Genomic DNA, 24,554 nt, shown 5'->3' on the forward strand with positions numbered 1-24,554 from the left:
GATGCGCACCGCCACCGGAGCAGTGGCGCTCGATGTGTCGATGCGGATCGAAGCCGGGGCCATTACAATACTCACGGGGCCATCGGGGGCGGGCAAGACTACCCTGCTGCGACTGGTGGCAGGTTTGGTCAAGCCACAAGCCGGTCGTATTGCTTTTGGAAGTGATGTCTGGCTGGATACTTCAACGTCTATTTTCCTGCCTCCCCAACAGCGAAAAGCGGGCCTTGTTTTTCAGGATTATGCACTCTTCCCCCATCTCACGGTGCGGCAGAATCTGGCCTATGCCCTGGAAAAAGGCGAAGCCCCGACACGGGTGGAGGAGCTACTGCGGGAAATGGAACTGACACAGTTGGCGGACCGAAAACCCCATCAACTTTCGGGTGGACAGCAACAGCGCGTGGCTTTGGCGCGGGCGCTGGTACCCCGGCCCCGCTTGCTTTTGCTCGACGAGCCCCTCTCGGCCCTCGACCGTTCCATGCGGCACCGACTGCAGGGGTACCTTTTGAAGCTTCAGCAGCACTACCAGCTTACGGTGGTACTGGTCACGCATGATCTGGGCGAGATTTTCCGGCTGGGCGACCATGTAGTCGCTCTTGAGGAAGGCAAAATAGTGCGGCAGGGTACCCCCGCGCAGGTTTTTGCTCCGGACTATCCTACGGCCGACGGTCCCGTGCTGTACGGCGAAGTTCTTACCTGTATCCTGGAAGGTGAAAATGCGCTGGTACAGGCGCTCATAGACCAGCGAATTCATAAGCTTCGGCTGCCAGCCGGTCGGGCGGTCGATCTACAACCCGGCTGTTCGTTTCTGCTGCGCTACGCGGTGGATGCACCAGTGGTGGAGGTGATACGGTGAAGGGCTTGATCGTTTAAAACAATGGATTTAAGTCACAGAAGGGGCAGAACCACGTGAAAGGTAGCCCCCCGGTCAGGTTCTGATTCGGCCCAAATCCGACCATGATGGTTTTCCACTACTTTTTTGCACAACGCCAGTCCCACACCGGTACCCTGGAAGGTTTTCTGGCTATGGAGCCGTTTGAATAATACAAAAATCCGGTCAGCAAATTCCTGCTCAAAGCCGATACCATTGTCGGTCACAGTGAGATGAAAGTACCTGGCGTCCGGCGCTAACGCCCATTCCTGGACCAATTGAGGCAGCGCCAGGGTACCTTTAATTTGAATGACGGGATTTTGATGGGGTAAAGTAAATTTTAGGGCATTATTGATCATATTATAGAACAATTGGTGCATTTGCAGGGGAATGGCTTTCAGGGTAGGTAGTTCTTCTTTTTGAATCACTGCCGACTTTTGCGCAATCAATAATTCCAGGTCGTTCTCAATATCTTTGATCGTATCGTTCAGGTTCACCTGGATGAAAAGCTCTTCCCGTTGCGTGCTGCTGAAATCCAGCAGATCTTTCAATAAGACCGACATTCGCTCCGCCGAAACGGACATCCGTTCCAGAAAGCTCCGCGAACCCTCACTCAATTGGTCGTAATCCTGCGCTCTGATGCGTTCGGCGAAGATCATGATTTTCCGCAACGGTTCCTGCAGGTCGTGGGAGGCAATGTAGTTGAACTGCCGTAGTTCCTCGTTGATGCTGTGCAGGTAGCTGTTGGCTTCCTGCAGGTCCCGGGTACGTTCGGCTACTTTGTGTTCCAGGATGTCGGATGCTACTTTCTGGTCGTGAATGTCGGTGCAGGTACCAAACCACCGGACTATCTCGCCGCTTTCGTTGCGCAGGGGCATGGCACGGGCCAACAGCCAGCGGTACGCGCCATCGGCGCGTTTCATGCGGTATTCGGTTTCGTACAGATCGCCGGTCCGCAAAGAATGGCTCCATTTTTTCCAGGTGGGCTCAAAGTCGTCAGGATGCAGTACCAGCGCCCAGCCCGTATCCTTAGTTTCCTCAAATGACAGACCGGTGAACTCATACCACCGTTGATTGAAAAAATCATGGTACCCCTTGTCATCGGTGGTCCACACAATCTGGGGCATAAAATCGGAGAGCTGCTTCAGCTGTTCTTCGCTGCGTTTGAGGACTTTTTCGGATTCCAGCTGGTCATGAATATCCGTATTGGTACCTATCCAGTGCGTGACCGCTCCCGTGACGTCCTTGACAGGAAAAATCCGGGTAAGGAACCAGCGGTATTCACCGTCGTGGCGGCGCAGCGGAAAGGTCAGCTCCCAGGGTTCGGTCATTCTCCAACCTTTTTCCGCTACTGCCACCACCTGATCGACGTGGTCGGGATGATGGACTCGCTTCCATCCCCATCCTTTCATTTCATCCAGGGTAGTACCTGTGTACTCGTACCAGCGGTCGTTGTACCAGTAAATCCAACCCTCGCTATCGGCCATCCAGCCCAGTTGCGGGATAGAATTAGCCATCAAACGAAACTGATCTTCCCTTTCCTGGTTTTCTTTTTCAACTTTTTTGGTATCGGTTATATCAGCAATAAAAACCGATAGTCCCTGACTGATGGGTGAAACCTTAACGCTGTACCAGCGATTGACAGCAGCCGAGAAATACTCCGTATGCCGGGGCTGACGGGTTTCCATACAGGTACGGTACACCAAAGCAAGGTCTGTTCCCACTAGCTGCGGAAAGGCCTCCCACAGATTTGTGCCGATGATCTCGTCGGCCGGTAAATTGCCCCAGGCAGTGGCCTTTCCGTTAATATAGAGGATGTTCCAGTCGAAATCAAAAGATACAAAGGCATCTGAAGTACCTTCCAGGGCGTCCCGGTAAAGGTTCTTTTGCCGCTGTAATTCCTGTTCGTTTCTGTATTGATCGGTTATATCCCTGAAATACATAGCCCAGCCGTGGCTGATTCCATCGCTCCCAATGATCGACTTTCCGAAGCGTTGGATGGCTCGCCCATCCTTGAAATGTAGTACATCCCTAACCGAACGGGGCGTCTGGCAGGCGTACAATTCCTGCACTCTGTCAAAAAAAGCCTGGGCGTCTTCGACCTGCGTCATGGCATAGTTCAGCGCAGCCACATCGTCCTTCGCTTCGACAATAGCCGGCGGCATGTTCCAGAGGTCGATATAGGCCTTGTTGCAGGAGATGATTTTCCCTTTGGCATCCACTACCAACAGCCCCTCGGGAATGGCCTTTATTTGTTCTAGGAGAATGGAGTGGGGAAAATCGGACATTAGTTCAGTGACCTCTTTGGAGGGCTAAGGTTAAGGGCGTAGAGAATGCATGTTAGCTTATATAGGTCGGGGACTGTCTTGATAAATCGATTGGCGTCCTATTCTTGAAAGGAACCTTTGACGTACCTTTCCTCTATGGATGCAGGATTTTTCCGAAAATATAGATGGACTCGGTTTTCTCACTAAGGACGAAATTACGATAAATCGGGAATATTTGGCACGCGGTACCTGGGCCTGGGTTCCAAAAAAATGGGTAGTATAGGGAAAACCGATTCTTTTGGTAGCGAACATTCCGATTTTTACATTTTCAAAACTTTCTGGATCTCAATGAAAAAGTTTTTGCGTTACGCCCGGTTCTTTGTTTTTGTGCTTCCTCTACTCGCCATGCAGCAGGATAAGCCCCTACGGGTGATATTTTTTGGTGATTCCATCACCCAGGCGGGGGTAGGTGAAAAAGGCTACATCACCCAGCTCCGCAAAATGTTACAGGACAAAGGCCTGGGCGACCAGTATGAGCTGATCGGGGCAGGCATCGGAGGAAACAAAATCTATGACCTGTACCTGCGGATGGAGGATGACGTGTTGGCCAAAAAGCCCGATGTCGTGTTTGTGTACGTAGGAATTAACGATGTGTGGCACAAGCGTACCCACGGCACCGGCACCGATCTGGACAAGTACGTAAAGTTTTACGAGGCCATTATTAAAAAGCTGAAAGACAATAATATCCGTCCGATTCTGTGTACTCCTTCGGTGATTGGCGAGCGGGCCGATTATAGCAACGAGCAGGACGGCGACCTGAATCTGTACGCCGCCAAAATCCGGGATTTGGCCCAAAAGAACGGTCTGACGCTCGTGGATTTGCGGAAGGATTTTCAGGAGTACCTGGAAAAGAACAATCCGAAAAACGAAGAAAAAGGAATCCTGACCAGCGACCGCGTGCACCTGACCGAAGCGGGCAACACCTTCGTGGCCGAGAAAATGATGGAAGGGCTATTGAAGAAGTGATGAACTAGGTTAAAGCGGAATTTATTCAAGTAACACATCCTCCGCTTTGCCCCAAATCAATTTCTGATCCAAAAATTCTAACCCAAAGAACGCCAGTACTGCCGCCGCCACGAAGGGTAGGTAGCCACTGATTGCCTGAAAAGATTTTGCCATTTCGGGCGATAGCATCCAGGATATTGTCAGGCCCAGCAGGATGGTAAGCCCAATGCCCCCCCACAGTAGCCTATTTTGCCACTTTTTAGCTTTCGCCTCTTGTACTTCGAGTTGAGCAAGCACCCGTTCGCTGAGTGTAGAGGGTACCTGCACGGCATCAAGTTTTGGGAAAGTAGCAAAAAGCAGGGCGTACATCTGCGCTTCCTGGTTCGTGCGGGCGAGGTCGGCGAAAGCCTGGGGATCGTTCTCAAACAGATCCTGTAATTCCTGATCAGACCAATTCTTTTTCATGTCGTTTCTGCTTACTAATCGATCAAATGCTTATGGCTGCGGATGGCATCTTTTAATAGTTTTCGTCCTCGAAACAGGTAGCTTTTTACCGTGCCTTCCGGGAACCCGCTGATTTCCACGATTTCGGCATAACTCATCTCCTGAATATGGAACAAGTCGATGAGCGTCCGGTAAGGTAGGGGTAGTTGCTCGATGGCATCGTGTACTATTCTTTTCAATTCTTTGTTTTCCAGACTTTCGGTGGGGAGGGTACCTTCGCCGGTTATGCGCTCGCGAAATGCTTCATCTTCCACATCCACGGAATGCTGCAAAATATCGCGTTTCCTTAGGTGGCTCAACGCCTGGTTGTACGCAATTTTAGCAATCCAGGTCGAGAGCCGGGATTCGTGATGGAAGGTACCTAGTTTTTCGTGTACTTTCAAAAAAACTTCCTGGCTGATATCCTCTGCGTCGGCCTGATTCCTGACGATTTTCCACACCACTCCGTACACGAGCCGCTCGTGCGACTTGATGAGCCACTGGAACGCGTGTCGGTCGCCCGCCTGAATCCGTCTGATAAGTGTTGCGTCGTCTACCATGTTTTCCGTTCGACGCAGACCTGAGCCGCAGGGTTGCAGGAAATATTATTTTCTGTAAAAAAATAAAAAACTGCAACATTTCAAAAGAGGGCGGCGTCCAATGGGGACAAACGATTTCTAACTATAAAAAAACGAAAAGAAATGAACTCATTAGCTGGAATACTGATTCCTCTTGGAACTACCTACTTACTCTTCTGGGGCATCGTTACGATCATGAGAGTAGCCAAAGAATCCAGCATCAAGGCCCGTATGGTCGAACTGGGGCATCTGGAACCCGAAAAGCAGTGGATTCTGCAAAAAAGCGCAAGCGCTCCCGACGCCTATTCCAACCTGAAATACGGAATACTACTGGTGTGTGTAGGTGCAGGACTTATGATTGTGAATGACCTGAACCTTGACCATAACGCCCCCATCATTTTTGGGTTGCTTTCCATTGTTGCGGGTCTAGGGTTCCTGCTCTACTTTTTGATCATAAAGTACTTATACAGGAAGGCCGACTAAACGTTTGGCTTTGGAGCCGCCAGGCTTCGCCACAGGTACAGGGTAAGGTAGGCTTCCCACCCTTTGAAAGCATCAAAAACCGAAGCCAGCTCGGCGCGGCTGGGCCGTTTGGGAAGTCCTTTTAGAGTAAAGAGCGCATTGTAAAGACCCACATCGCCATAGGGTACTGAGGTCGGAATTTTCAGCGATTTCATCAGCGCGTAGTGGGCCGTCCACTCACCGATACCCCGTAGGGAAGTGAGCGTCTGTACCATAGCTTCCGATGTCGGTAAGGCCAGCAATTGTGCTTTAGAAATTTCGCCCGCTGCAAAGGCGCGAGCCACACCGATGAGGTACTCAGCCTTGCGGCCCGAAAACTGCAAAAGTCGCAACTGCTCCACCGTAAGCGCGGCCATATGCTCGGGGGTAGGAAACCCGTAGAAAACATGACCCTGGTAGGTGATTTTTTCGCCCACCAGTTCCACCAGCCGACGTTTCAGCGTGTAGGCGAACGTGAGGTTGATCTGTTGCCCGATGATGCTCCAGCACAGCGCCTCGAACAGATCGGGAATGCCGATCAGTCGGAGACCGTAGTAGTCGTCAGCCATGAAAGCCAGATCAGAATCCGTCCGCAGGTGTTCGTAAAAGGGAGCGAGATCGGCTTCTAAATCAAAAAGGGCGGTGACCTGTTCGCGAAGCAGCGCTTCATCGGCCAGATCACCGCCCCGAAATTGCACGATCAGATGATTAGACTTCTCTGATATTTCCAGCAGTGACACCGAGGTACCTACCCGAAAGGGCTTGATTACGGAAGTCTCCGTAACCCGGTGCATGATATCGTCGTAGTTTCGATCCAGAAACCACAAACATTCCCGAAAACTGAATAGCGGCGGGATAGGTAATGCGAAATCAGGCGGGATCTTAGCCACTAATCCACAATTAATTTGCCCATAATTCAGCCGGATACTCGCCGGCGTCGTGCAGGGCTTTCAGAGCGGCCTGTACCGTTGGCTTATCTTCAGGGTAGGTCACGCCAAACCAGTCGGACTGGCTCGTGAACACACGGCATTGCCCCAGCTGATGGTAGATCAGGTTCGTCACGATGGTAGGAATATAGAACTCAGCTTTGGGGTTGTTTGCGTTTTCGCGTGCAAAATTCTGAAACTGCTTCTGAATGAGCGGAAATACAGCGGGCTTGAAACCCCAGAAATTCATCGAAACGGGCGTGAAAGGCGGTAGCTCGGTCAGGATGTCGTCTTCCTCAAAATAAATATTACCTACTTTATCAGGGAAAATCTTGGTACGTTCGACCACGGACGACAAGTTGCCATCGGACCGCACGATGCATACCCCGCGCGACACCGTGCCGTTTTCGGACAGGGTACGCTTGAGCTCATACCCAATCATGGCGTGCTGCGTGTCGTCGGTATCGGTAGTCAGGAAGTTGGCCATCGTGGCAAAGGCTTCCCGGCCGTAAAAATCGTCGGCGTTGATGACGGCGAACGGGGCGTCAGTTTGGGGCCAGGCGCACAAAGTGGCGTGGCCGGTACCCCAGGGCTTGGCCCGCTCGACGGTACCCAACTCCTCAGGTACGTACGACTGGATACCCTGAATGGCAAAGTCGTAATCGATTTTTCCCCGCAGCCGGTCCGCAAAGGTAGCTTCTACGTCGTCTTTGATTTCATCGCGGACAATAAACACGACCTTGCCAAAGCCGCCGCGGATGGCGTCGTACAAGGAATAATCTATGATGGTCTGGCCCTGGGGGCCGAACTGGTCGAGCTGCTTGACGCCGCCGTAGCGGCTACCGATACCGGCCGCCAGAATTAAAAGAGTAGGCTTCATTTAAGTCAATTTTGGATGAGAGAATGAGTAATTGAATGCATAGATTTCACCAGTATAGAAAAGGCTGATTTTGGGCTATAACCACAAAAAACGCTAAATTTTCGCGAAAACATAATTTTTGAGGAAGCGATTACGTACACCGCCGAGCGTGCAGCTCCACGAATCGAACGGCATTCTTTCCCGGTCGGACACAAAAAAAGCGCCGCGTGGAAGCTCGCGACGCTTTAATCATTCACACTTAATCAAAACTTATCTTTCAAAATCATACCGCGAAGCTCTCCCCGCATCCGCAGGTACGCGTGGCGTTGGGATTCACGAACTGAAAGCCTTTTCCATTGAGTCCGTCGCTGAAATCCAGCACCGTACCTGCCAGGTACAGAATGCTTTTTTTATCCACCACAATCCGGATACCCTTGTCTTCAAAGACCATATCCGTAGGTTGGGTGTTGGTGTCAAATTCGAGGTTATACATCAGGCCCGAGCAGCCGCCGCCTTCCACACCCACGCGGATGTGGTTTTCATCGGTGCGGCCTTCTTCAAGGCGCAGTGTTTCTATTCGTTCTTTGGCTTTATCGGTTACCGTTACCATATTTTTCATCAATTGGGATTCAATAGTAATAACTTTTTTGGGAAAAGGAAAGTTCATCCTCCAGCAGGGTGATCGTTTTCGGTTCGGAATATGCCTGTTCTCTTTGTCATCAAACAAGATTCGCTACGTTTTTAAGCGGTAGCTAGTACCCTGGGCCCGTCGCGATTGATGGCCGACACGTATATTTTGCTGTCGATTTCGGCTTCGGCAAATTTCTGCTGCATGGCTTTCCCTACACGCTCGGCAGTTTCGCGGCCCTTGCTCAGGGTGAACATCGATGGCCCTGCTCCCGAAATACTACAACCGAGCGCCCCCTGCGCGATGGCGGCCTGCTTCACTTCGTTGAATTCGGGTATCAGAATGGCCCGGATGGGCTCCACAATGACGTCCACCATGGAGCGGCTGATCAGGTCGTAATCTTCCTGCATGAGTCCAGCGATGAGACCGGCGACGTTGCCCATTTGTGAAATCGCATTTTTTAAAGAAACCTCATTGCGCAGAATGAAGCGCGCGTCCTTGGTATTGACCTCAATGTCGGGATTGACCAGGGTACAGTAGAGATTCTCCGGTACTGTAATGCGGAATACATCCAGCGGCTGGTAGCTGCGAATCACCAGAAAACCACCCATGAGCGAAGGCCCTACATTGTCGGCGTGAGCCGACCCGCAGGCGATGCGCTCACCTTCCATAGCAAAGGGTAGCAATTGCTGGCGCGTCAGCGGCTGGCCGAGTAATTCGTTAAGGGCGAAAATCCCCGCTACCGCACTGGCTGCGCTGGAGCCCATGCCACTGCCCAGGGGCATATTCTTGTGCAAAATTACCTCACACCCGAAATCGAATATTTTGAGATGATCCAGCAAACGCAGCATGACGACCGTCACGGCGTTGCGGAGCGGGTCACGGGGCAGGCGGCCTTCGTCGCCCGTGATGTCGGCGATCACAATGCCCGGCTCGTCGCGGCGGTAGATCTCAACCACGTCGCCCGGCTCGTCCACGGCGAAACCGAAAATGTCAAATCCGCAGGCCACATTGGCGACAGTAGCGGGGGCGAAGGCTTTTATGTAGTTCATGTTTTTAAGTGGCAAAGCTAGAGAGGCACTGAGGTACAAAGTGGTAAAAAAATAGTGAGGGTGAGAACGCCTGGCTCATCAAGCAAAAGCCACTCTATGCCTTTGCCACTCTGCCACTTCTTCATCCCAAATAACTACTAATACTCATAATGTCTGCAAAGACGCCCGAGGCGGTCACTTCGGCACCAGCTCCGGGGCCTTTTACTACCAGGGGCCGGTCCTTATACCGTTCGGTTGTGAACGATACGATATTGTCGCTGCCCGAGAGATTATAAAACGGATGCCTGGCATCGACCACCCGAAGCTGTACTGTAGCGTGGTTGTTGTCCAGCGTGGCGATGTAGCGCAGTACGCCCTGTTGGGCCTCTGCTTCGTTGAGCAGGTTTTCGAAATAATCATTGGAGCTTTCCAGTTCGGCAAAGAACGCTTCGACCGTAGGAGCCTGCAAGCAGTTTTCCGGCAACAGCGGCGTGATTTTCACTTCTTCCGGCTCCATAGGTACCCCCACCTCCCGCGCCAGGATCAGGATTTTGCGAGCCACATCGGTACCGCTGAGGTCGTCGCGTGGATCGGGTTCGGTGTATCCCTTGGCCTTGGCTTCGCGCACTACATCGGCAAAGCGTACCTGCGGACCGAACGTGTTGAAGATATACGAAAGGGTACCCGACAGAATTGCCTCGATTTTGATGAATTTATCACCGCTGTCCATCAAGCCCTGAATTGTGTTGATGATGGGTAGACCCGCCCCTACATTGGTTTCATAAAGAAACTTCACGCCGCGCTGTAAGGCGGTACGCTGAAGCCGCTGGTACTCGGCGTAGCGGCCCGAATTGGCTACCTTGTTGGGCGTCACGACCGAGATACTGGCATCCAGCAAGGTACCATAGTGCCTGACGATATCCTTATCGGAGGTACAGTCCACAAATACGCTGTTAGGTAGGTTGAGCTCGATAATACGCTGCACAAAAGCCGGAATACTGGTTTTGACCCCGTGGGCATCCAACTCGTCGCGCCAGTGGTCGGGGGCGATGCCACTGGGTTCCAGCAACATTTTCCGGGTGTTGGAAAGCCCGACAATATTCAGTTTCAAAAGCCTTTCTCCGCTCAAGAAGGCCGATTGGCTGCGCACCTGTTCCAGTAGGGTACCCCCAATAAGACCCACGCCCACGATGAAAAGATTCAGTGAACGGGTTTCCGATAGAAAAAAAACACCGTGAATGGCATTAAGGGCTTTGGAAAGGTCATTCTTGGAAATAACCACCGAAATATTCAACTCCGAGGAGCCCTGCGCCGTGGCAATGATATTGATCCCGTTTTTGCCCAACACTGAAAACAAACGGCCCGATACCCCGGAGCTTTTCCGCATGCCCTCGCCCACAATGGCGATGATCGAAACGTTTTTTTCAATGGTGATACTATCGATATCCCCCATAGCCATTTCGGTCTCGAAGGCCTTTTCCAGAACCACCTGCGCGCGTTCGGCGTTGCGCGGGTCGATGGTGAAGCAGATCGAATGTTCCGACGAAGCCTGCGAGATGAGGATCACGCTGATGTTATTATCCGATAAAGTCGTGAAAAGCCGGGCCGAAATACCCGCCACACCGATCATACCGCTACCCTGGATATTGACCAGCGCCATGTCGTCGATGGATGAGATGCCCGTAATAGCATATTCCTTGGAATTGGCGGCGCGGCTGACGAGGGTACCCTCAAAATCGGTGTTGAAGGTGTTCAGTACTTTCAGCGGAATGCTTTTGGCAAAAGCAGGCTGAAGGCTGGGCGGGTAAATAACCTTGGCCCCAAAGTGCGACAGTTCCATGGCCTCAGCGTACGAAATGGATGGTATCGTAAACGCATTGGGTACCTTGCGCGGATCGGCAGTCATCATACCGTCCACATCCGACCATATTTCGATCACCTGCGCATCGAGGGCTGCTCCGAAAATGGAGGCCGTGTAGTCCGAGCCGCCGCGCCCCAGCGTCGTGGTGATGCCCTCGGGCGTGGCGCCAATAAAACCCGTGATGCATTGCAAGGCGGAGGTTTTGGCGAAGTGTTCGAGGATCAGCCGGTTAGTGACCGGAAAGTCTACCTCGGCCATCCCAAAGTGGGCGTTGGTACGTACCAGCTGCCGCGCATCGCAGAATTCCGCCTTTAGATTCCTGTTTTTGAGGGCTTCGGTGATGATTACGGTTGACAGCCGCTCGCCGAAACTCATGATCAGGTCCAGGGTACGGTCGGTCAGTTCCCGAATCAGCGACACGCCCCTTAGGATGTCTTCCAGTTCGTTGAACAGACCTTTGATGGCCGCAAACGTACTGCTTTGCTGCTTGACATTGATGAGCCCGCGAATGGTGGCAAAGTGCCTTTCTTCGACCACTTTCAGCAGTTCAAAGTACTCCTGGTTTCCCGCAGCAGCCATGCGGCCAATCTCGATCAGTCGGTTGGTGGCTCCGCCCATGGCCGAGAACACCACCGCGGTGCGCTCGCCCTTTGAAATGCTTTTTTCCAGGATTTGGATGACCTGCTTAATACTGTCAACCGAACCTACCGACGTGCCGCCGAACTTAAGAACTTTCATCAATTAGGAAAATATGGAATACCGGATAAGAAAGTTGAAGGCTTCAGGAAATACGATTATTGGGTACTTCGTACGTTGAACTATGACCAGCCTTTCGCTCTCGACTCTTCTTTAAATTGCGCAAATATAGTAAAAGGCGTTCCGGCTGCGTGGCTTTAGCCTAAAAATTGGCGTGATTGTGCGCAGGGTACTCTCAATTTGGCCGAAGATTTTATTTTGAATAATTTTTTGATTCGTATATTTGCACCCCATCCGCCGCCTTAGCTGCGCTGCGGTTCGTCGCACGATAGAGGGGCGCATTCGTGATGCGTAGGGTGGGGAAACAACATACTCCTCCTTAGCTCAGCTGCGGTTCGTCGCACGATAGAGCGGTGGATTCGTAGTGTGCAGGTGGAAAAACATACGCCTCCTTAGCTCAGCTGGTAGAGCGACGCATTCGTAATGCGTAGGTCGCAAGTTCAAGTCTTGTAGGAGGCTCATCACAAAACAAGCCCGCTGAGGATCATTATCCGGCGGGCTTGTTTCGTTTCATTACTTTTTCAAAGCGGCTTCCATACTCTGTATACGCAGAGCTGCATATCCTGCCAGGGGGAAATTTTCTCAAACACCAGCCCGTTTTTTTCGGCAACCCGGATGGATTTCATATTACCGGGCGAGATCGTGGAAATGACCGATTCTACCAAATTATTTTGGAAAGCGTAGTCGATGAAAAGCCGGGCAGCTTCGGCAGCATAGCCCCGGCCCCAGTATTTTTTGAGGATACTGTACCCTACCTCAAGCTCAGGAATGCCGTCGATTTCCTTGGCCAGTAACCCACATTGTCCGATCAGAGAACCCGTCTTCTTTTCGATCAAGGCTTGCATGCCGTACTGTTGGTTGACGTAGCGCGTGGTTTGTCTCCCGATCCACTCAATGGCGCTGGCTTCGTGGGTCATGTTTTTGTAGACAGGAAAGAATTCAATGGCTTCCGGATCTTTGAAAAATTCGGTCCACAGCAGCACATCAGCTTCGGTAAGGTAGCGGGTAATGAGCCGGTCGGTTTCGAGACCTTCGGGGTAGTAGTAGGTTGTCATTGTTCGTAGGTCTCTATTGAAACTGTATTTGAAGTGAGTAGTTTGTCTTCTGATTCATAACTTTTTAAAGTCTTTCCACCGGGTAATTTCCATTCCACAAGCCCATTCGCACTCCGGCCCATAACAAGGGCAGCTGCTGTGGATGCGCTATTGAAAATATAGTCATCTACTAATATCAAATCACCTCCATTCATTTGAATAATGCCCTCATCAACAAGGCGTTGTCTAAGCTTGCTCATGTATGGCGGAAAGGAAGCAACCGTGGTAGTAGCAATTTTTGAACCCTTAAACACGACGAATCCCTCAGATGTAGGCTCTCCCTGGGCATTGGCACCCCTGGATGCATTTATATTAAAAATATCCTGTAGAGTCTTTAACCTCGATTTGTATTCCCGCTTTTCTTCAAAAACTTTGTGTCCCAGGGTATTAATCAGGAGTTTGATATTCTCTAGAAACTCTTCCATCTCGGCGCGATCAGACTCTGAAATCGAAGACTGGGTAGGCGTTACGGTATTCTCGATTTTATATCTTTTCGCAATATGAGCTATTTCAAAGAGCCTATTCTCCAGGTACTTTATGTGGGCCTTGTTCAGATTGTCATCCTTGCTCACAAAAACGATTGCTTCATTCCAGAAGTCTTTCTGAGTAATATGTTGATTTAGGCGCTTTAAAATGTTTTCCGCTTCTCCAATATATACTCTTTCATATCCTTCATCATCTCTACCCAAAAGCAAATAAATGCCTGTATTAATCAAATCGGGCCGATCAACGCAATCCTTTACTTTTATTCTGGGAATCTTGTAAGCTTTTCCTGTCCAATTAGATAGCTCGCATGTCATGCGGCCGTTAGGATCGCCGTCTATGAGAAATATTTTGATTGTCTTCCCGAATTTCATTTGTTCAAAAGTAGGTGAAGGATATTTTTTGAGATAAGTAGTTCTGCTAGTACATGAGCCGCACGGGCCCCAGCAGTCCCGAAGGCATCGGCTCCCACTTGCTGATATCGAGCTTCTTGTAAGTAATATCCACGATATTGGCGTCGTAAAACTTCTTCCATTCCGGAGCCTGCGCATCGCGGAGCCGCATGTAGTTGGCCGACAGGTTGGTTACCTCCACTTCCAGCGTGTTTTTTTCGGGCTGCAAGGTACCTGGGGGTACCTTAAGCTGGAACGGAATGCTCCACGCTACACCGATAGGCTTTCCGTTGATGGTGACCGAAGCCACTTCCCGTACATCGCCCAGATCGAGGATCAACTCTTTCCGGGAAGCTACTTCGGCAGGTACCTCAAACGACAGCGAGTAGCGGGCTTTTCCCGAAAAGTAACTCGCTGAATCGGAGAAGGTAGTCCAGGATTGCAGGGTAGCCACCGACGTCTTTTCGGGTAGAGAAGGCATACCTTTCAGGAACGTCACATCCCAGGTACCTGTGATCGGTAGCGACTGGGTAGGCGTATGGGCCACTGCGTCAGTCGATGGTTTTTCCACCGATTTCAGAAAACAGGATTGACCGGGGAGCAGGGATAAGAACAGTTCCGTCTTACCATTTTGTTGTCGCGTGGGTAATGGGGTACCTTCGCCCGTCATCGGATCATAGCGCTGGAAGTACCTGCCCCGCTCGGTGGTGAGCCAGCCGGAACTAAACTGATCTCCCACATTCGCCACAAAGTATAGCGGTTTATTCTCGTACGTTTTTCGGATAAAGGTCAGTCCTTGGGCCGCCATGGCTTCGGGCCGGACGCCGTTCGCGGCCAGGGTACCTTCCCAGTCGGAAGCTACGGTAACGGTTTTGTTTTTCGTAAGCTGGTCCACTGATTTGGTAAATTCAGCCTGCCGCTGGGCGTGGTTGGCAAAGCCTGCTACCTGCGAGGGTACCTTTTGCTCAAAAATGATTTTGGCTCCGGCCTTAGCTAGTCGTTGCAATTCCGCCAAGGTTGCCGCAGGCAGGTAGGTACTGGCCGGAATCAGGATGGTTTTGTAGGTACTACTACCCGAATTCAGACCGCCATTTTTATCTACTTTCAAGCGGGTAAGCTGGTCGTCCGATACAAAATCGAAGGTATAGCCTCGCTGCCATAGCTTTTCGCTCAGTTGGCCGAAGGGTAGCTTGAGGAGCCAGCGATCGACGTGATGGACTTCCAGCAAATGAATGCCTCCACCCGAATGCCCCGGTTCGGCCCACAGGTCATGGATGGGAAAGTACACCAGTATGTCGTTGTCGGGACGGCTGTTTTGGAGGAGTTTCTGCGAGTTTTCCACGTAGCGGTTCAGCAATGGAAAATGCTCGGCAAAGTGCGAGGTAGGACCAAAATTAGTGGAGGCATAAAACAGCCAGCCCGGATACGACTCGGCGGGTGGCGAGTAGGTGGTACCGTGGTAAAAAATATGGTTGATACCCGCCGTAAATAATTCGTCAATCTGCGGCTTTACCTGCGACAGCGAAACTTTAAAGTGATTGGCGAGCCAAGTACCTGTTTCGGAACTCACCAGCGGTTTGCCCGAAAAATGCGCCGCCGACGAGGCAAACTTCATCGCCAGCGGATTGGGCGTGCCGAATTGCTGGATCGAATAATCAGGATCGATGCGCAGGCCGGGAATGGGAAAGCGGCTGGTGCCGAACGACTCGGTTTCGGGGATGCTGGCTTCGTCGTACAGATCGAGCAGGTTGCCGGGCGAGCCGTGCGCCTGGTAACGGGTTTCGTAGCCGTTCTTCTTGCTCCACTGCGTCCATGGCCGGGTGTAGCGCTCTCGCAGTAGTTCTGATAGGGTTTGCAGGTAGTCGATGCGTACCAGTTGAGCGGGTACGTTGGCGGTGGTATCTTGCAGAAGAGTCAGCTGGTCCATCAGGTCATAACCCCGGCGCTTGCGGAATTCTTCCCGAAAGTTGGTGGTCCAGTTGGCTCCGTAAGCTTCGTAGGAGTCGTTGTACATGCCGCGCGGACGGTCGGCAATGGTATTCAGCGTCGTGTCGAACCACATCAGGTAGGTACCCATAGCCGTGGGGTGAAACGGGTCGAGCACAAAGCCCTCGCCGCCCGGCGCAGCGCGCTTTACCTTTTGCCGGGTAGGGGCTACCTGTATTTGCCCATCTTTCACGGTCATGGCTTTGGCGGCCATCTCGGGCGTGACGGTAGGGCCACCGAAGGGCCAGCCCGTACCCGTGGTCATGTCCACGCCCAAGCCCAGCCGCTTACCTTCCAGCACGGTATAGTCCAGCAAGTGGAGCCATTCTTTGGACAAGAACGGCACAAACTCTTTCTCGTAGCCTTTTACCCCGTAAATGGGGCTGATGTGCACACCACCCAGTCCGGCTTTTTTAAAGCCTTCCAGTTGGGCCGTGATGTCGCGCTCGTTGGCGGCGCTGCCCATCCACCACCAGAAAGTCCAGGGTTTGGCCGTGGAGGGAGTTTGGGCATGGGCTACACCGGCCAACAGAAGGAGTAGTAGAAGTAGTTTTTTCATGGGATATAGGGTACTTGTTTCAGTATGTAAGAAGCAGGACGACCAATACTACGGTTGTTATCCGATTTTTTTATAATACTATTGCTTCGGGTACAGGACAGAATGGACTTTCTCCGATGCATCCAGCCAGTACTTTCACTCCTAAAATTACCGATTCCCATGACGCAATCTGACTCTCCGCTGAACCTCCAAGCCCTGGAAGGTACCTGGTACATTCACTTTTCGGACTTCCCGATGTGGCTCAAAGGCGATAAGCAGTACCCAACCTTCACCTACACCATCAGGCGCAGAAAGGGGGTGGTGGGTTTGAAAGACGAAGTAAGGTATTTGAAAAATAACAAAGCGAAAAGCATCAACGGGTTCGATGTACCTGTCGGGGCCGGTCACGAGTCGTTTGTATGGCGGGGCGATGGTCTGCTGGCTTTGCTGAAAAGCAAATGGGATATCGTTTACCTCGATCCGGCGGGTACTTGGGCCATCATTCATTTTGAGAAAACCCTTTTTACCCCTGAGGGCTACGATGTGATGGCCCGCAACGGGCAATTGAGTGAAAAAGTACGGCAGGAGATTCAAGAAAAGCTTTCAGAACTGGGCCTGCTTTCCCGGATGAAGGCCATTGCGCAGAAGTAAAGGATGTGCAGGAAAATTTATTTTCAATCTGTTTCAACCACTGCGCTGATTTGTGAATCTATATGAAAGATTCTTGTATATTGTCAAGGATTTCATAGGATTCTCATTTGTTTCACTTCATCATTTCAGAAATCATGAAAACAACCGTTCGAATACTCATTGCAGTTCTCTGCGGCCTAGGTTGTTCCTGCAACCAGGAGCAGCAGGATCATCAGGAAGTAATGGCGCAAGTCGATTTGATGCAGATTCCACCCCCCAAGGTTCAAGAAATGCTAATTAGCCCTGAACAGGAAGCCGATAGGGATTTACAGCAGCCTGCTGAAACCAAGGTACCCACGGAACGAAAGATCATCAAGAATGGAACAATCCGTTTTGATACGAAAGATGCCAAAGAAACCCAGGCCTACATTGCCAAATCCGTGGCAGAATATAAAGGTTTCATTGTATTGGAAAGCAGTAATGATCAGAATTATCAGATTGAATACCGTACTACAGTTCAAATCCCGGCCGATAAATTTGAAGAATTTCTTACTGTCATCTCTACCCAGGTGGATAATCTGCGCAGTAAGGATATCAGCGCCGAGGATGTGACGGCCGAGTACGTGGATGTAGAGTCCCGTATTAAAACCAAAAAAGAACTGGAAGCCCGCTACCAGCAACTCCTGCAAAAAGCCACCAAGGTAGAAGAAATGCTGGCCATCGAGCGCGAGATGGGTACCCTGCGCACCGACATTGAATCCATCGAAGGACGGCTGAGGTACCTCAAAGACCGGGTCGCATTCAGTACGCTGACGATTATTTACTACGAAACGCCTCCCGCTTCACTCGGTTTTTTAGGAAAGTTAGGGATAGGGCTGGCCGATGGCTGGAACAACCTGCTGGAATTTCTGGTGGCGGTGGTAAGCCTGTGGCCGTTTTGGCTGCTTATAGCAGGTTTTATTTTCCTGCTGCTGCGATACCGACGGAGAAAAGTCGCCAAAGCGTAATTTATTCCAAAAGTCCCATCACGGCGGCATCGCCCATCACAGCCGAGGCCGGACGCGGATGCGCGGCGTTGAAAACTTCCAGGTCGGAACGGGGAAGCGCCTTCACCAGACTCTCGTCAATGGTGCCGGTCTTGTCGGTGACTTTGGTCAAATCCAGCTTCAGGTACCGGGCCATAAAAGGGTACATGGCCTTGCGCTTGGAGGGGCCGTAATCGTGCTTTTCGTCGGCAAAATGAGCGTTCTCCACCCGGTTTTTCTGATCGTACAGCGCATATATTTTCTGGATATGCGGAAACTCCACGTTGGGTACGTTGGCTGTCCAGTCGCCCCCGTCAGAAATGAGTAGCATCGGGCGCGGCGCGGCCAGAGCCGCTATCTCGACGTTATTGGTCTGGAACTCGCCCTTCTTATGAATCGGCATCCCGCTTTCGCAGGTACAACCCCCGAAGAAATGCGCCGACACCATCACGCAGGGTACGGCTACCTTCACACGCTCGTCGAGGGCCGTGAGCACAAAAGTTTGGGTACCCCCGCCCGACTCGCCCGTGACACCCACGCGCTCGGGATCGACGCCCGGCTGCGCCAGCAGGAAGTCCAGCGCTCGCATATTGTTGATGGTTTGGAGTTTGAGTGCTTTGGGGATTTTGTGTTCGCTCTGCTTGGATTCACCGTAGCCGATCATATCCGTCGTAAGCACGATCGCCCCCATCCGCGCCAGCATCGCCGAGCGGATCTGGGTGTATTCGGCCAGGCGCGGGTCGGTGCCGTGGCCATGTGGGCACAGGATGGCCGCGTAGGAGGCCAGCTTAGCGGTGGGGCGATACAGATTGCCCGTTACAAAGATGCCCGGCATACTTTCAAAGGCGATGTTTTCCACGGTATAGCCATTCATGATCCGCCGACTGTGGACGATGGGCTTGGAAGTAGGTTTAGCAGGTAGCGGATACAGGTCCATTCCTTCCAGGATATTGGCCCGGATTTTGTCCGCCCGACTTTTCCATTCCGCTAGGGTTTTAACCTCATTGTTCTTCAAAAACTCCTTTCCCTGCGCTTCGGTAAAGTAGGCGCCCTGGCAAAGTTCTACCTGGGCAAACAGCGGGTTGTCGAAAAAGCCAAGGAGTAGGAATATAAGGGTAGAAGTACGCTTCATGGTCAATAAAAGAATAAGGAAACAAGGACAAACGCTGGACGAGAATCAGGTAATTCCATAAGGCCAATTAGATGCAGTAATACTCTTTCCGGGCCAATTTTACCCTCGAAATATTTGTTTCCAGCATGCTACCACAATCCAATTCCGTAAGCAATCCCGGCCCAGGGTGGAAAACCCGATGCCAGAAAAGGGCTGTACCTTAATTTGATGGTTTGAACTTTTCGGGTGCCTACATAGTGGATACGTAGCCCCGCCAACAGTTGGGCGGCGACCGTAACTACCCGGTTATTTCGATCGGGTAGCCTGTAGCGGTCTGGAAATAGGGTACCCGCCAGACCGGTTTCGAGGTAGTATTCCCACCGATGCTGTTCAGGTCGGGGATCACAGCTTGTTTTTCGGCGATTCAACAAATAACAGTACGTCAAGCCGGTACCCAGAGAATAGGCATGCTGCGCCGTGCTGACACTTGCCGCTTGCTCATACAGACCAAGTCCGGCGTGAATATTTAAAAATGAACTTTTTCGGTAGCGAAATGGCGTTTCCAGGGCAAACTGAACTCCCGGACTGGCCCCAAAAGCTTCAAAACTATACGCCCGAATTACGGGTGTGTAGCGGGTTTGGGCCAGCCCGGGGGTAGCCATAAAGAATGCGCAGAGCAAAATGAACACTTTTGGGAACATAGGCCGGTGCGGATAAGTGCTTCTCCCATAACGCTCAGTTCAGCGATTTTTATTTTATATTGACTTCCAAACCAGCATCTTTACTTTTCTGTCACTACCATAGCAATTATTCAAAAAACACTCATGCAGACTCCTCGATCCATTTTCCTAAAAAGCCTGATTTACTGTCTTGTCATTGTCTGTATTCTGCCGACCCATTCTTTCGCGCAGCAGCCGGTATCGGTCGATTTTAAAAAACTTGACGCCTACTTTGCCAAGGCCCAAAAAACCTGGGGGGTACCCGGTATGTCCGTGGGTATCGTGAAAGACGGCAAGGTCGTATTTGAGAAAGGGTACGGCGTTGCCAAGCAGGGTACCTCGACGCCGGTGGACGACAAAACGATGTACGCCATCGCGTCCAATTCCAAGGCTTTTACTTCGGCGCTCATCGGGATGCTGGTGCAGGAAGGCAAGCTTAACTGGGACGACAAAGTGCGCAAGTACCTGCCCTACTTTGCCCTGTACGACACTTATGCCGGTGAGAACGCCACCATCCGCGATATTCTGAGTCATCGCGTGGGGTTGGGTACCTTCAGTGGCGATATTATTTGGTATAATTCTGACTTGACCTCCGAAGAAATCATCCGGCGGGTCAGGTACCTACCTCCCGGCTACGAATTTCGGGCGGGCTATGGCTACTCCAATGTGATGTTTATTACGGCGGGCGAAATCATCAAAACCGTCACGGGCAAGTCGTGGTACCAGAACGTGAAAGAACGCATCCTCGACCCGCTGGGTATGACTCGTACCGTGGTCAATACCGATCAGGTGGCCAAAATGGGCAATGCGGCTACGCCTCACGCCCTGGCCGATAATAAGGTCAATGTACCTATTCCCTACACCAGCTGGGAGGAAATTGCGTCCACGGGCGGGTTGTTTTCCTGCGTGGATGATCTGACCAAATGGATGATTTTTAACCTCAATAATGGTATCAACGGAAAGGATACCTTACTTACAGCCAGTACCCGGAATATGGTCTGGACGGTGCACAACAGTTTTGGCGTGGATCGCACCAAACCCAATGACCTGGGTACTGCTTTTTCGGGTTACGGCCTCGGCTGGGGATTGCGCGATTATCAGGGCCACCTGAAAGTGTCCCACACGGGCGGCTACGACGGCATGATCAGCTCCGTGAGCATGCTGCCCGACCAGAAACTGGGCGTAGTTGTATTGACTAACGGCCTGAAAGCACCCATCAACGCCTTGGCGCACTACACGTTCGATGCGTTTCTGGGTCGCCCCGAAACCGACTGGTCGCAGAAAGACCTGGACCGCACCAATCAGAACTACGCCAGCGATACCCGGATCGCCGAGCGGAAAGCCAGCCGCCTTTTGAACACCAAACCCAGCCTACCCTTGAGTACTTACGAGGGTACCTACCATACCGATGTGTACGGCGACATGACGGTAAAGCAAGTTAACGGCGCGCTGGAAATTGAGTTTGAACACAGCCCTACGCTCAACTCCAAGCTGTCGCACTGGCATTACGATACCTTCAAGATGGAGTGGAAAACGCCCCGCCCGTGGTTTTCATTTGGCACCGTCAAGTTCACGACCGACAACAACCAAAAGGTAACGGGCATCGAGTTCGATGTACCCAATGATGATTTCTGGTTTTATGAATTGAACGCGAAGAAGGTGCAGTAGAAGCTTTTGTAACGGATTTTAAAAACACACCATGAAAAGCAGACTTTTGGTAGGTTTGGGTACCCTGGCATTGTTGGCAGGTTGCTCGTCTCATTCCTCCAAAGATTATTCTCTCGATCCCGGTATTCCACGCGTAGAAACGCCCGATTCACAAATTGCCTACATCCGCACAAAATGGATGAATGAGAAGCATGTCGAAACGGCTTTTTTCGATAACCAGGATCGTCCGCTGGAAGTATTTCGCTTTGGCCGCACCAGCGTGAAGACCCTGAATCGCTATGAAGGAGAGAAAAATACCAGGACGATTAGGTACTACCATAGTGACAGCTCTCCCTTTGGCTGGATTGATGTTGACACTCTGCGCAGGACGTATGATTCCAAAGATCGTGTGATAGTTGAATCGCATACCTACAGCAGCAGCTATAGCGATAAGAACCCCAAAGAAAACTATTATAAACGCTATCTCGATTATACAACCGAAGGTGATACCATGATAACAAAACAAGAGAGGGGTTTTGAATATATAGATTCATCAACCGTAGCAGATGTTGACCGCTGGGAAAAGAATAGCACTCGACGTCTCGGGCGTCACTATCGGTTGTACATCACGAAGGTACCTTCCTACCCACCTGATACGGTGTATCATTTCTCCCAGCGCTTTGCCTATGATTCGACCGGAAAACTAGCTTTGACTTGGTTTGACTATAAACGTCCAGGAGGTTTTGTGCCCGGTGGAGCCGAAACCATTTGGTATCGGTATGATGTGCTAAATCGCTTAACAGAAGAGCGGCATTATACGGGCGATGTGATCAAATTTTTTGAAAAGAGCGGGTTAGATGTTTCGGTTTCCGCCATGCAGCAGGACAGTTGGTACAGTAAAAATACCTTTGCGATTGATTCTGCTTTACGCAAAAACAAAGATTATTTTTCTGTCAAATACCGTTACGAAACATTTGATCATGAAAAACACCTTCCCCTGAAAATTCCGACCAATTAAGCCAGAAAAACTTGTCCTAAATCACCCGAATTACCTTCACAAAGCGGGTTTCATAGTACCCTTCCAAGGGCGTAACCGTCACGGAGTATTGCTTGCCGGAAGTAGAATGAATGAACTCCAAGCCGTCACGATCGTTTTTGACCACAATGCCAATATGCCCTACGGTACCACTTTCGGGATCGGTACCCGTAAAAAGCACCAGATCGCCGGGAGCGGCACTGTCTACCTCGACGGGGGTACCTACATCGGTGAAGTTGACCGAAGAGCGGGGTACCTCGATGCCAAAATGCGTGTAGACGTGGCTGATAAAACCGGAGCAATCAAAACCTTTTTCGGGATCGCTCGATCCGTAGCGGTAAGGTACCCCATAAAATAACTTAGCGTATTCGACCAGTTCCTGGCCCATCGTATGAGTTCCTCGATCAGCAACCAAGGAGGTCTCAAAGGGCTGGGGGTCCAGAGTCGTAAAGTTTTGGCGGGCCTGATGGATTACCGTCAGCAGTAGCCCCAGGCCTATGATTGAAAGGATATATTTCATGATTCTCAGGTTTAGTCCAGCCGAGGCCGGATGCGAATAAGTAGAAAATTTAGCGTGCCTGCCAGGCACGGATTTTCGGCTATGTTCCTTATTCCTAACCCTATACTGGTGCGTTACGTTCCGCTGCCCGGTCGATCCATGGGCCAGAGGGCGGCTTTTTCATCCGTATCTGTAGTAATCACTTTGGGAAAATAAGCGTTAGAAATGCGGCAAACCGGCTTTTATCACTAGCAAAACCAAGGCTTCAGATTCAGGTACCTTTTGTCCAATTCATCTATGCATCTGCTCCGATTTCTCCCCCTGTTTTTCCTATGTACCCTGGCCTGCAAAAGCCAGCAGCGCTCAGCGGATGGCTACCAGGCCTTCACTGGCGCCACGATCATCGATGGGAGCGGAGGTACCCCCATTCCCGATGGTGTTTTGCTCTTGCAAAATGGAAAGGTAGTGGCGGTAGGTACCCAGCAGAATGTTACGATTCCAACCCATGCGATTCGTCACGACGTGACCGGTAAAACCATAATTCCTGGTATTATCAATGCTCACGGTCACGTTGGCGACGTGCAGGGGATCGAGGGAGGGCATTATTCGGCCCAAACGATCAAGGACAATCTGGCGTTGTACGCGCGTTATGGCATCACGACCGTCGTGAGCCTGGGTGGAGATAGAGAAGCCGCTGTGCCCCTCCGGGCGGTGAATGATACCACCGCGACTCAACGGGCCCGCATGTTCATTGCCGGAGAGGTAATTACGGGCAATACACCCGCTGAGGCGCTGGAGGTGATTGACAAAAATCACGCGATGGGTGTAGATTTCATGAAGATCCGGGTGGATGACAACCTGGGTACTTCGCCCAAAATGACCAAAGAAGTATACCGCGCGGTAATCAAACGTTCGCATGAGCTGGGCTACAAAATCGCCACCCACATGTACTACCTCGACGACGCCAAAAAGCTACTCGACGCGGGTACCGACCTGCTGGCCCACAGCGTCCGCGACCTACCCGTGGATAGCGCTTTCATAAAATCAATTCAGGAGAAAAAGGTACCTTACTGCCCTACCTTTACCCGCGAGCTTTCGACCTACGTGTACGGTGATACGGCCGATTTTTTTACCGATCCCTTCTTCCTGCGGGCGTATGACCAAACGACCATCCAGCCTCTGCTCGACCCCGCCCGACAGGCGCAGGTGCGCAACAGCAAGAGCGCCAAAACCTACAAGCAGCAGCTACCTACCGCAATGGCGAATTTGAAAACCCTCAGCGACGCCGGGGTACCCATCGTATTCGGGACCGACAGTGGTATCCCGACCCGTTTCATGGGGTACTTTGAGCATCTGGAAATGACGATGATGGCCGATGCAGGACTCACACCGATGCAAATCATCGTGTCGGCCAGCAAAAATGCGGCCGAGTACCTGGGGTTAAAAGATGTAGGTACCTTGTCGCCCGGCCATTGGGCTGACTTCCTGGTGCTGGATGCCGATCCGCTGGTCGACATCCGGAACGTACGAAAAATGGAAAGTGTGTATATCGGGGGAGAAAAAGTAGCAGACAAGCCGTAGGTTCGGTTTGTAGAGGCTTCTTTGAAACTACAAACCCGTTTTTCTATACG

21 protein-coding genes, 1 tRNA gene and 1 pseudogene are annotated in these 24,554 nt (G+C 51.4%); 9 read left to right on the top strand and 14 right to left on the bottom strand.

What is annotated here, in order from left to right; all coding sequences use genetic code 11:
- Nucleotides 1-55: 55 nt before the first annotated feature.
- Nucleotides 56-853: pseudogene (locus GBK04_RS17100) on the top strand (ABC transporter ATP-binding protein); the annotation flags it as partial.
- A 32-nt stretch (nucleotides 854-885) separates the two neighbouring features.
- Here GBK04_RS17100 and GBK04_RS17105 read toward each other — a convergent pair.
- Entirely contained in the window at nucleotides 886-3,156 is a 2,271-nt protein-coding gene (locus GBK04_RS17105; RefSeq protein WP_152761724.1) for a PAS domain-containing sensor histidine kinase, read from the bottom strand.
- A gap of 327 nt (nucleotides 3,157-3,483) precedes the next feature.
- On the opposite strand from GBK04_RS17105, the gene GBK04_RS17110 reads away from it, so the two are divergent.
- Nucleotides 3,484-4,161, top strand: coding sequence for an SGNH/GDSL hydrolase family protein (locus GBK04_RS17110; protein ID WP_152761726.1), 678 nt, complete (start codon nucleotides 3,484-3,486; stop codon nucleotides 4,159-4,161).
- A 21-nt stretch (nucleotides 4,162-4,182) separates the two neighbouring features.
- Here GBK04_RS17110 and GBK04_RS17115 read toward each other — a convergent pair whose 3' ends face one another.
- Together GBK04_RS17115 and GBK04_RS17120 are read right to left on the bottom strand one after the other, a co-directional pair.
- Nucleotides 4,183-4,605 carry a hypothetical protein gene (locus tag GBK04_RS17115; RefSeq protein WP_152761728.1) on the bottom strand — a complete coding sequence of 141 codons (423 nt, stop codon included), beginning with the start codon at nucleotides 4,603-4,605 and terminating at the stop codon, nucleotides 4,183-4,185.
- Nucleotides 4,606-4,619: 14 nt separating this feature from the next.
- On the bottom strand, nucleotides 4,620-5,183 hold the full coding sequence (locus tag GBK04_RS17120) for an RNA polymerase sigma factor (RefSeq protein WP_152761730.1): 564 nt from the start codon (nucleotides 5,181-5,183) through the stop codon (nucleotides 4,620-4,622).
- Between the two features lie 141 nt (nucleotides 5,184-5,324).
- Here GBK04_RS17120 and GBK04_RS17125 point away from each other — a divergent pair, with 141 nt between their 5' ends.
- A complete protein-coding gene (locus GBK04_RS17125) occupies nucleotides 5,325-5,684 on the top strand; it encodes a DUF6249 domain-containing protein (RefSeq protein WP_152761732.1) in 360 nt (119 codons plus the stop codon).
- Here GBK04_RS17125 and GBK04_RS17130 read toward each other — a convergent pair.
- The 5 genes from GBK04_RS17130 to thrA all read right to left on the bottom strand — a co-directional run bounded on the left by GBK04_RS17130 (nucleotide 5,681) and on the right by thrA (nucleotide 11,745).
- Nucleotides 5,681-6,592 carry a DNA-3-methyladenine glycosylase family protein gene (locus tag GBK04_RS17130; RefSeq protein ID WP_373331065.1) on the bottom strand — a complete coding sequence of 304 codons (912 nt, stop codon included), beginning with the start codon at nucleotides 6,590-6,592 and terminating at the stop codon, nucleotides 5,681-5,683. The genes GBK04_RS17125 and GBK04_RS17130 overlap by 4 nt on opposite strands.
- Nucleotides 6,593-6,602: 10 nt before the next feature.
- Nucleotides 6,603-7,508: a nucleotidyltransferase family protein gene (locus GBK04_RS17135; RefSeq protein ID WP_152761734.1), complete on the bottom strand. Its 906-nt coding sequence runs from the start codon at nucleotides 7,506-7,508 to the stop codon at nucleotides 6,603-6,605.
- 262 nt (nucleotides 7,509-7,770) lie between these two features.
- Nucleotides 7,771-8,097 (bottom strand): HesB/IscA family protein, encoded by a 327-nt coding sequence (locus GBK04_RS17140; RefSeq protein ID WP_152766195.1) that lies wholly within the window; start codon nucleotides 8,095-8,097, stop codon nucleotides 7,771-7,773.
- Nucleotides 8,098-8,228: 131 nt separating this feature from the next.
- Nucleotides 8,229-9,167 (bottom strand): homoserine kinase, encoded by a 939-nt coding sequence (locus GBK04_RS17145; protein ID WP_152761736.1) that lies wholly within the window; start codon nucleotides 9,165-9,167, stop codon nucleotides 8,229-8,231.
- 121 nt (nucleotides 9,168-9,288) lie between these two features.
- Entirely contained in the window at nucleotides 9,289-11,745 is a 2,457-nt protein-coding gene (thrA, locus tag GBK04_RS17150; protein WP_152761738.1) for a bifunctional aspartate kinase/homoserine dehydrogenase I, read from the bottom strand.
- Between the two features lie 404 nt (nucleotides 11,746-12,149).
- Here thrA and GBK04_RS17155 point away from each other — a divergent pair.
- Nucleotides 12,150-12,222 (top strand) — tRNA-Thr (locus GBK04_RS17155).
- A gap of 62 nt (nucleotides 12,223-12,284) precedes the next feature.
- On the opposite strand, the gene GBK04_RS17160 is transcribed toward GBK04_RS17155, so the two are convergent.
- Genes GBK04_RS17160 through GBK04_RS17170 form a run of 3 tightly spaced genes read right to left on the bottom strand, consistent with a single transcriptional unit; the run spans nucleotide 12,285 to nucleotide 16,277 of the window.
- On the bottom strand, nucleotides 12,285-12,818 hold the full coding sequence (locus GBK04_RS17160) for a GNAT family N-acetyltransferase (protein ID WP_152761740.1): 534 nt from the start codon (nucleotides 12,816-12,818) through the stop codon (nucleotides 12,285-12,287).
- Nucleotides 12,815-13,714 carry a GIY-YIG nuclease family protein gene (locus GBK04_RS17165; protein WP_152761742.1) on the bottom strand — a complete coding sequence of 300 codons (900 nt, stop codon included), beginning with the start codon at nucleotides 13,712-13,714 and terminating at the stop codon, nucleotides 12,815-12,817. The genes GBK04_RS17160 and GBK04_RS17165 overlap by 4 nt, the downstream gene beginning before the upstream one ends.
- A gap of 46 nt (nucleotides 13,715-13,760) precedes the next feature.
- Nucleotides 13,761-16,277: a glycosyl hydrolase gene (locus GBK04_RS17170; protein WP_152761743.1), complete on the bottom strand. Its 2,517-nt coding sequence runs from the start codon at nucleotides 16,275-16,277 to the stop codon at nucleotides 13,761-13,763.
- Nucleotides 16,278-16,436: 159 nt separating this feature from the next.
- On the opposite strand from GBK04_RS17170, the gene GBK04_RS17175 reads away from it, so the two are divergent.
- Both GBK04_RS17175 and GBK04_RS17180 read left to right on the top strand, forming a co-directional pair.
- A complete protein-coding gene (locus tag GBK04_RS17175) occupies nucleotides 16,437-16,907 on the top strand; it encodes a lipocalin family protein (RefSeq protein ID WP_152761745.1) in 471 nt (156 codons plus the stop codon).
- A 134-nt stretch (nucleotides 16,908-17,041) separates the two neighbouring features.
- Nucleotides 17,042-17,893: a DUF4349 domain-containing protein gene (locus tag GBK04_RS17180; protein ID WP_152761747.1), complete on the top strand. Its 852-nt coding sequence runs from the start codon at nucleotides 17,042-17,044 to the stop codon at nucleotides 17,891-17,893.
- Between the two features lies 1 nt (nucleotide 17,894).
- Here the strand turns inward: GBK04_RS17180 and GBK04_RS17185 are convergent, their stop codons facing one another.
- Both GBK04_RS17185 and GBK04_RS17190 read right to left on the bottom strand, forming a co-directional pair.
- On the bottom strand, nucleotides 17,895-19,043 hold the full coding sequence (locus GBK04_RS17185) for an alpha/beta hydrolase family protein (RefSeq protein WP_152761748.1): 1,149 nt from the start codon (nucleotides 19,041-19,043) through the stop codon (nucleotides 17,895-17,897).
- A 128-nt stretch (nucleotides 19,044-19,171) separates the two neighbouring features.
- Nucleotides 19,172-19,723 carry a hypothetical protein gene (locus tag GBK04_RS17190; RefSeq protein WP_152761750.1) on the bottom strand — a complete coding sequence of 184 codons (552 nt, stop codon included), beginning with the start codon at nucleotides 19,721-19,723 and terminating at the stop codon, nucleotides 19,172-19,174.
- 123 nt (nucleotides 19,724-19,846) lie between these two features.
- On the opposite strand from GBK04_RS17190, the gene GBK04_RS17195 reads away from it, so the two are divergent.
- Both GBK04_RS17195 and GBK04_RS17200 read left to right on the top strand, forming a co-directional pair.
- On the top strand, nucleotides 19,847-21,409 hold the full coding sequence (locus tag GBK04_RS17195) for a serine hydrolase (RefSeq protein WP_152761752.1): 1,563 nt from the start codon (nucleotides 19,847-19,849) through the stop codon (nucleotides 21,407-21,409).
- 31 nt (nucleotides 21,410-21,440) lie between these two features.
- Complete coding sequence (locus GBK04_RS17200) at nucleotides 21,441-22,406, top strand: hypothetical protein (RefSeq protein ID WP_152761754.1); 966 nt, start codon at nucleotides 21,441-21,443, stop codon at nucleotides 22,404-22,406.
- A 16-nt stretch (nucleotides 22,407-22,422) separates the two neighbouring features.
- Here the strand turns inward: GBK04_RS17200 and GBK04_RS17205 are convergent, their stop codons facing one another.
- A complete protein-coding gene (locus GBK04_RS17205) occupies nucleotides 22,423-22,944 on the bottom strand; it encodes a C40 family peptidase (protein WP_152761756.1) in 522 nt (173 codons plus the stop codon).
- 276 nt (nucleotides 22,945-23,220) lie between these two features.
- Here GBK04_RS17205 and GBK04_RS17210 point away from each other — a divergent pair, with 276 nt between their 5' ends.
- Nucleotides 23,221-24,504, top strand: a complete 1,284-nt coding sequence (locus GBK04_RS17210) for an amidohydrolase family protein (RefSeq protein ID WP_152761758.1) — start codon at nucleotides 23,221-23,223, stop codon at nucleotides 24,502-24,504.
- Nucleotides 24,505-24,554 lie beyond the last annotated feature (50 nt).

This window comes from Salmonirosea aquatica (genome assembly GCF_009296315.1).
In the GTDB taxonomy this organism is placed as follows: Bacteria; Bacteroidota; Bacteroidia; order Cytophagales; family Spirosomataceae; genus Salmonirosea; species Salmonirosea aquatica.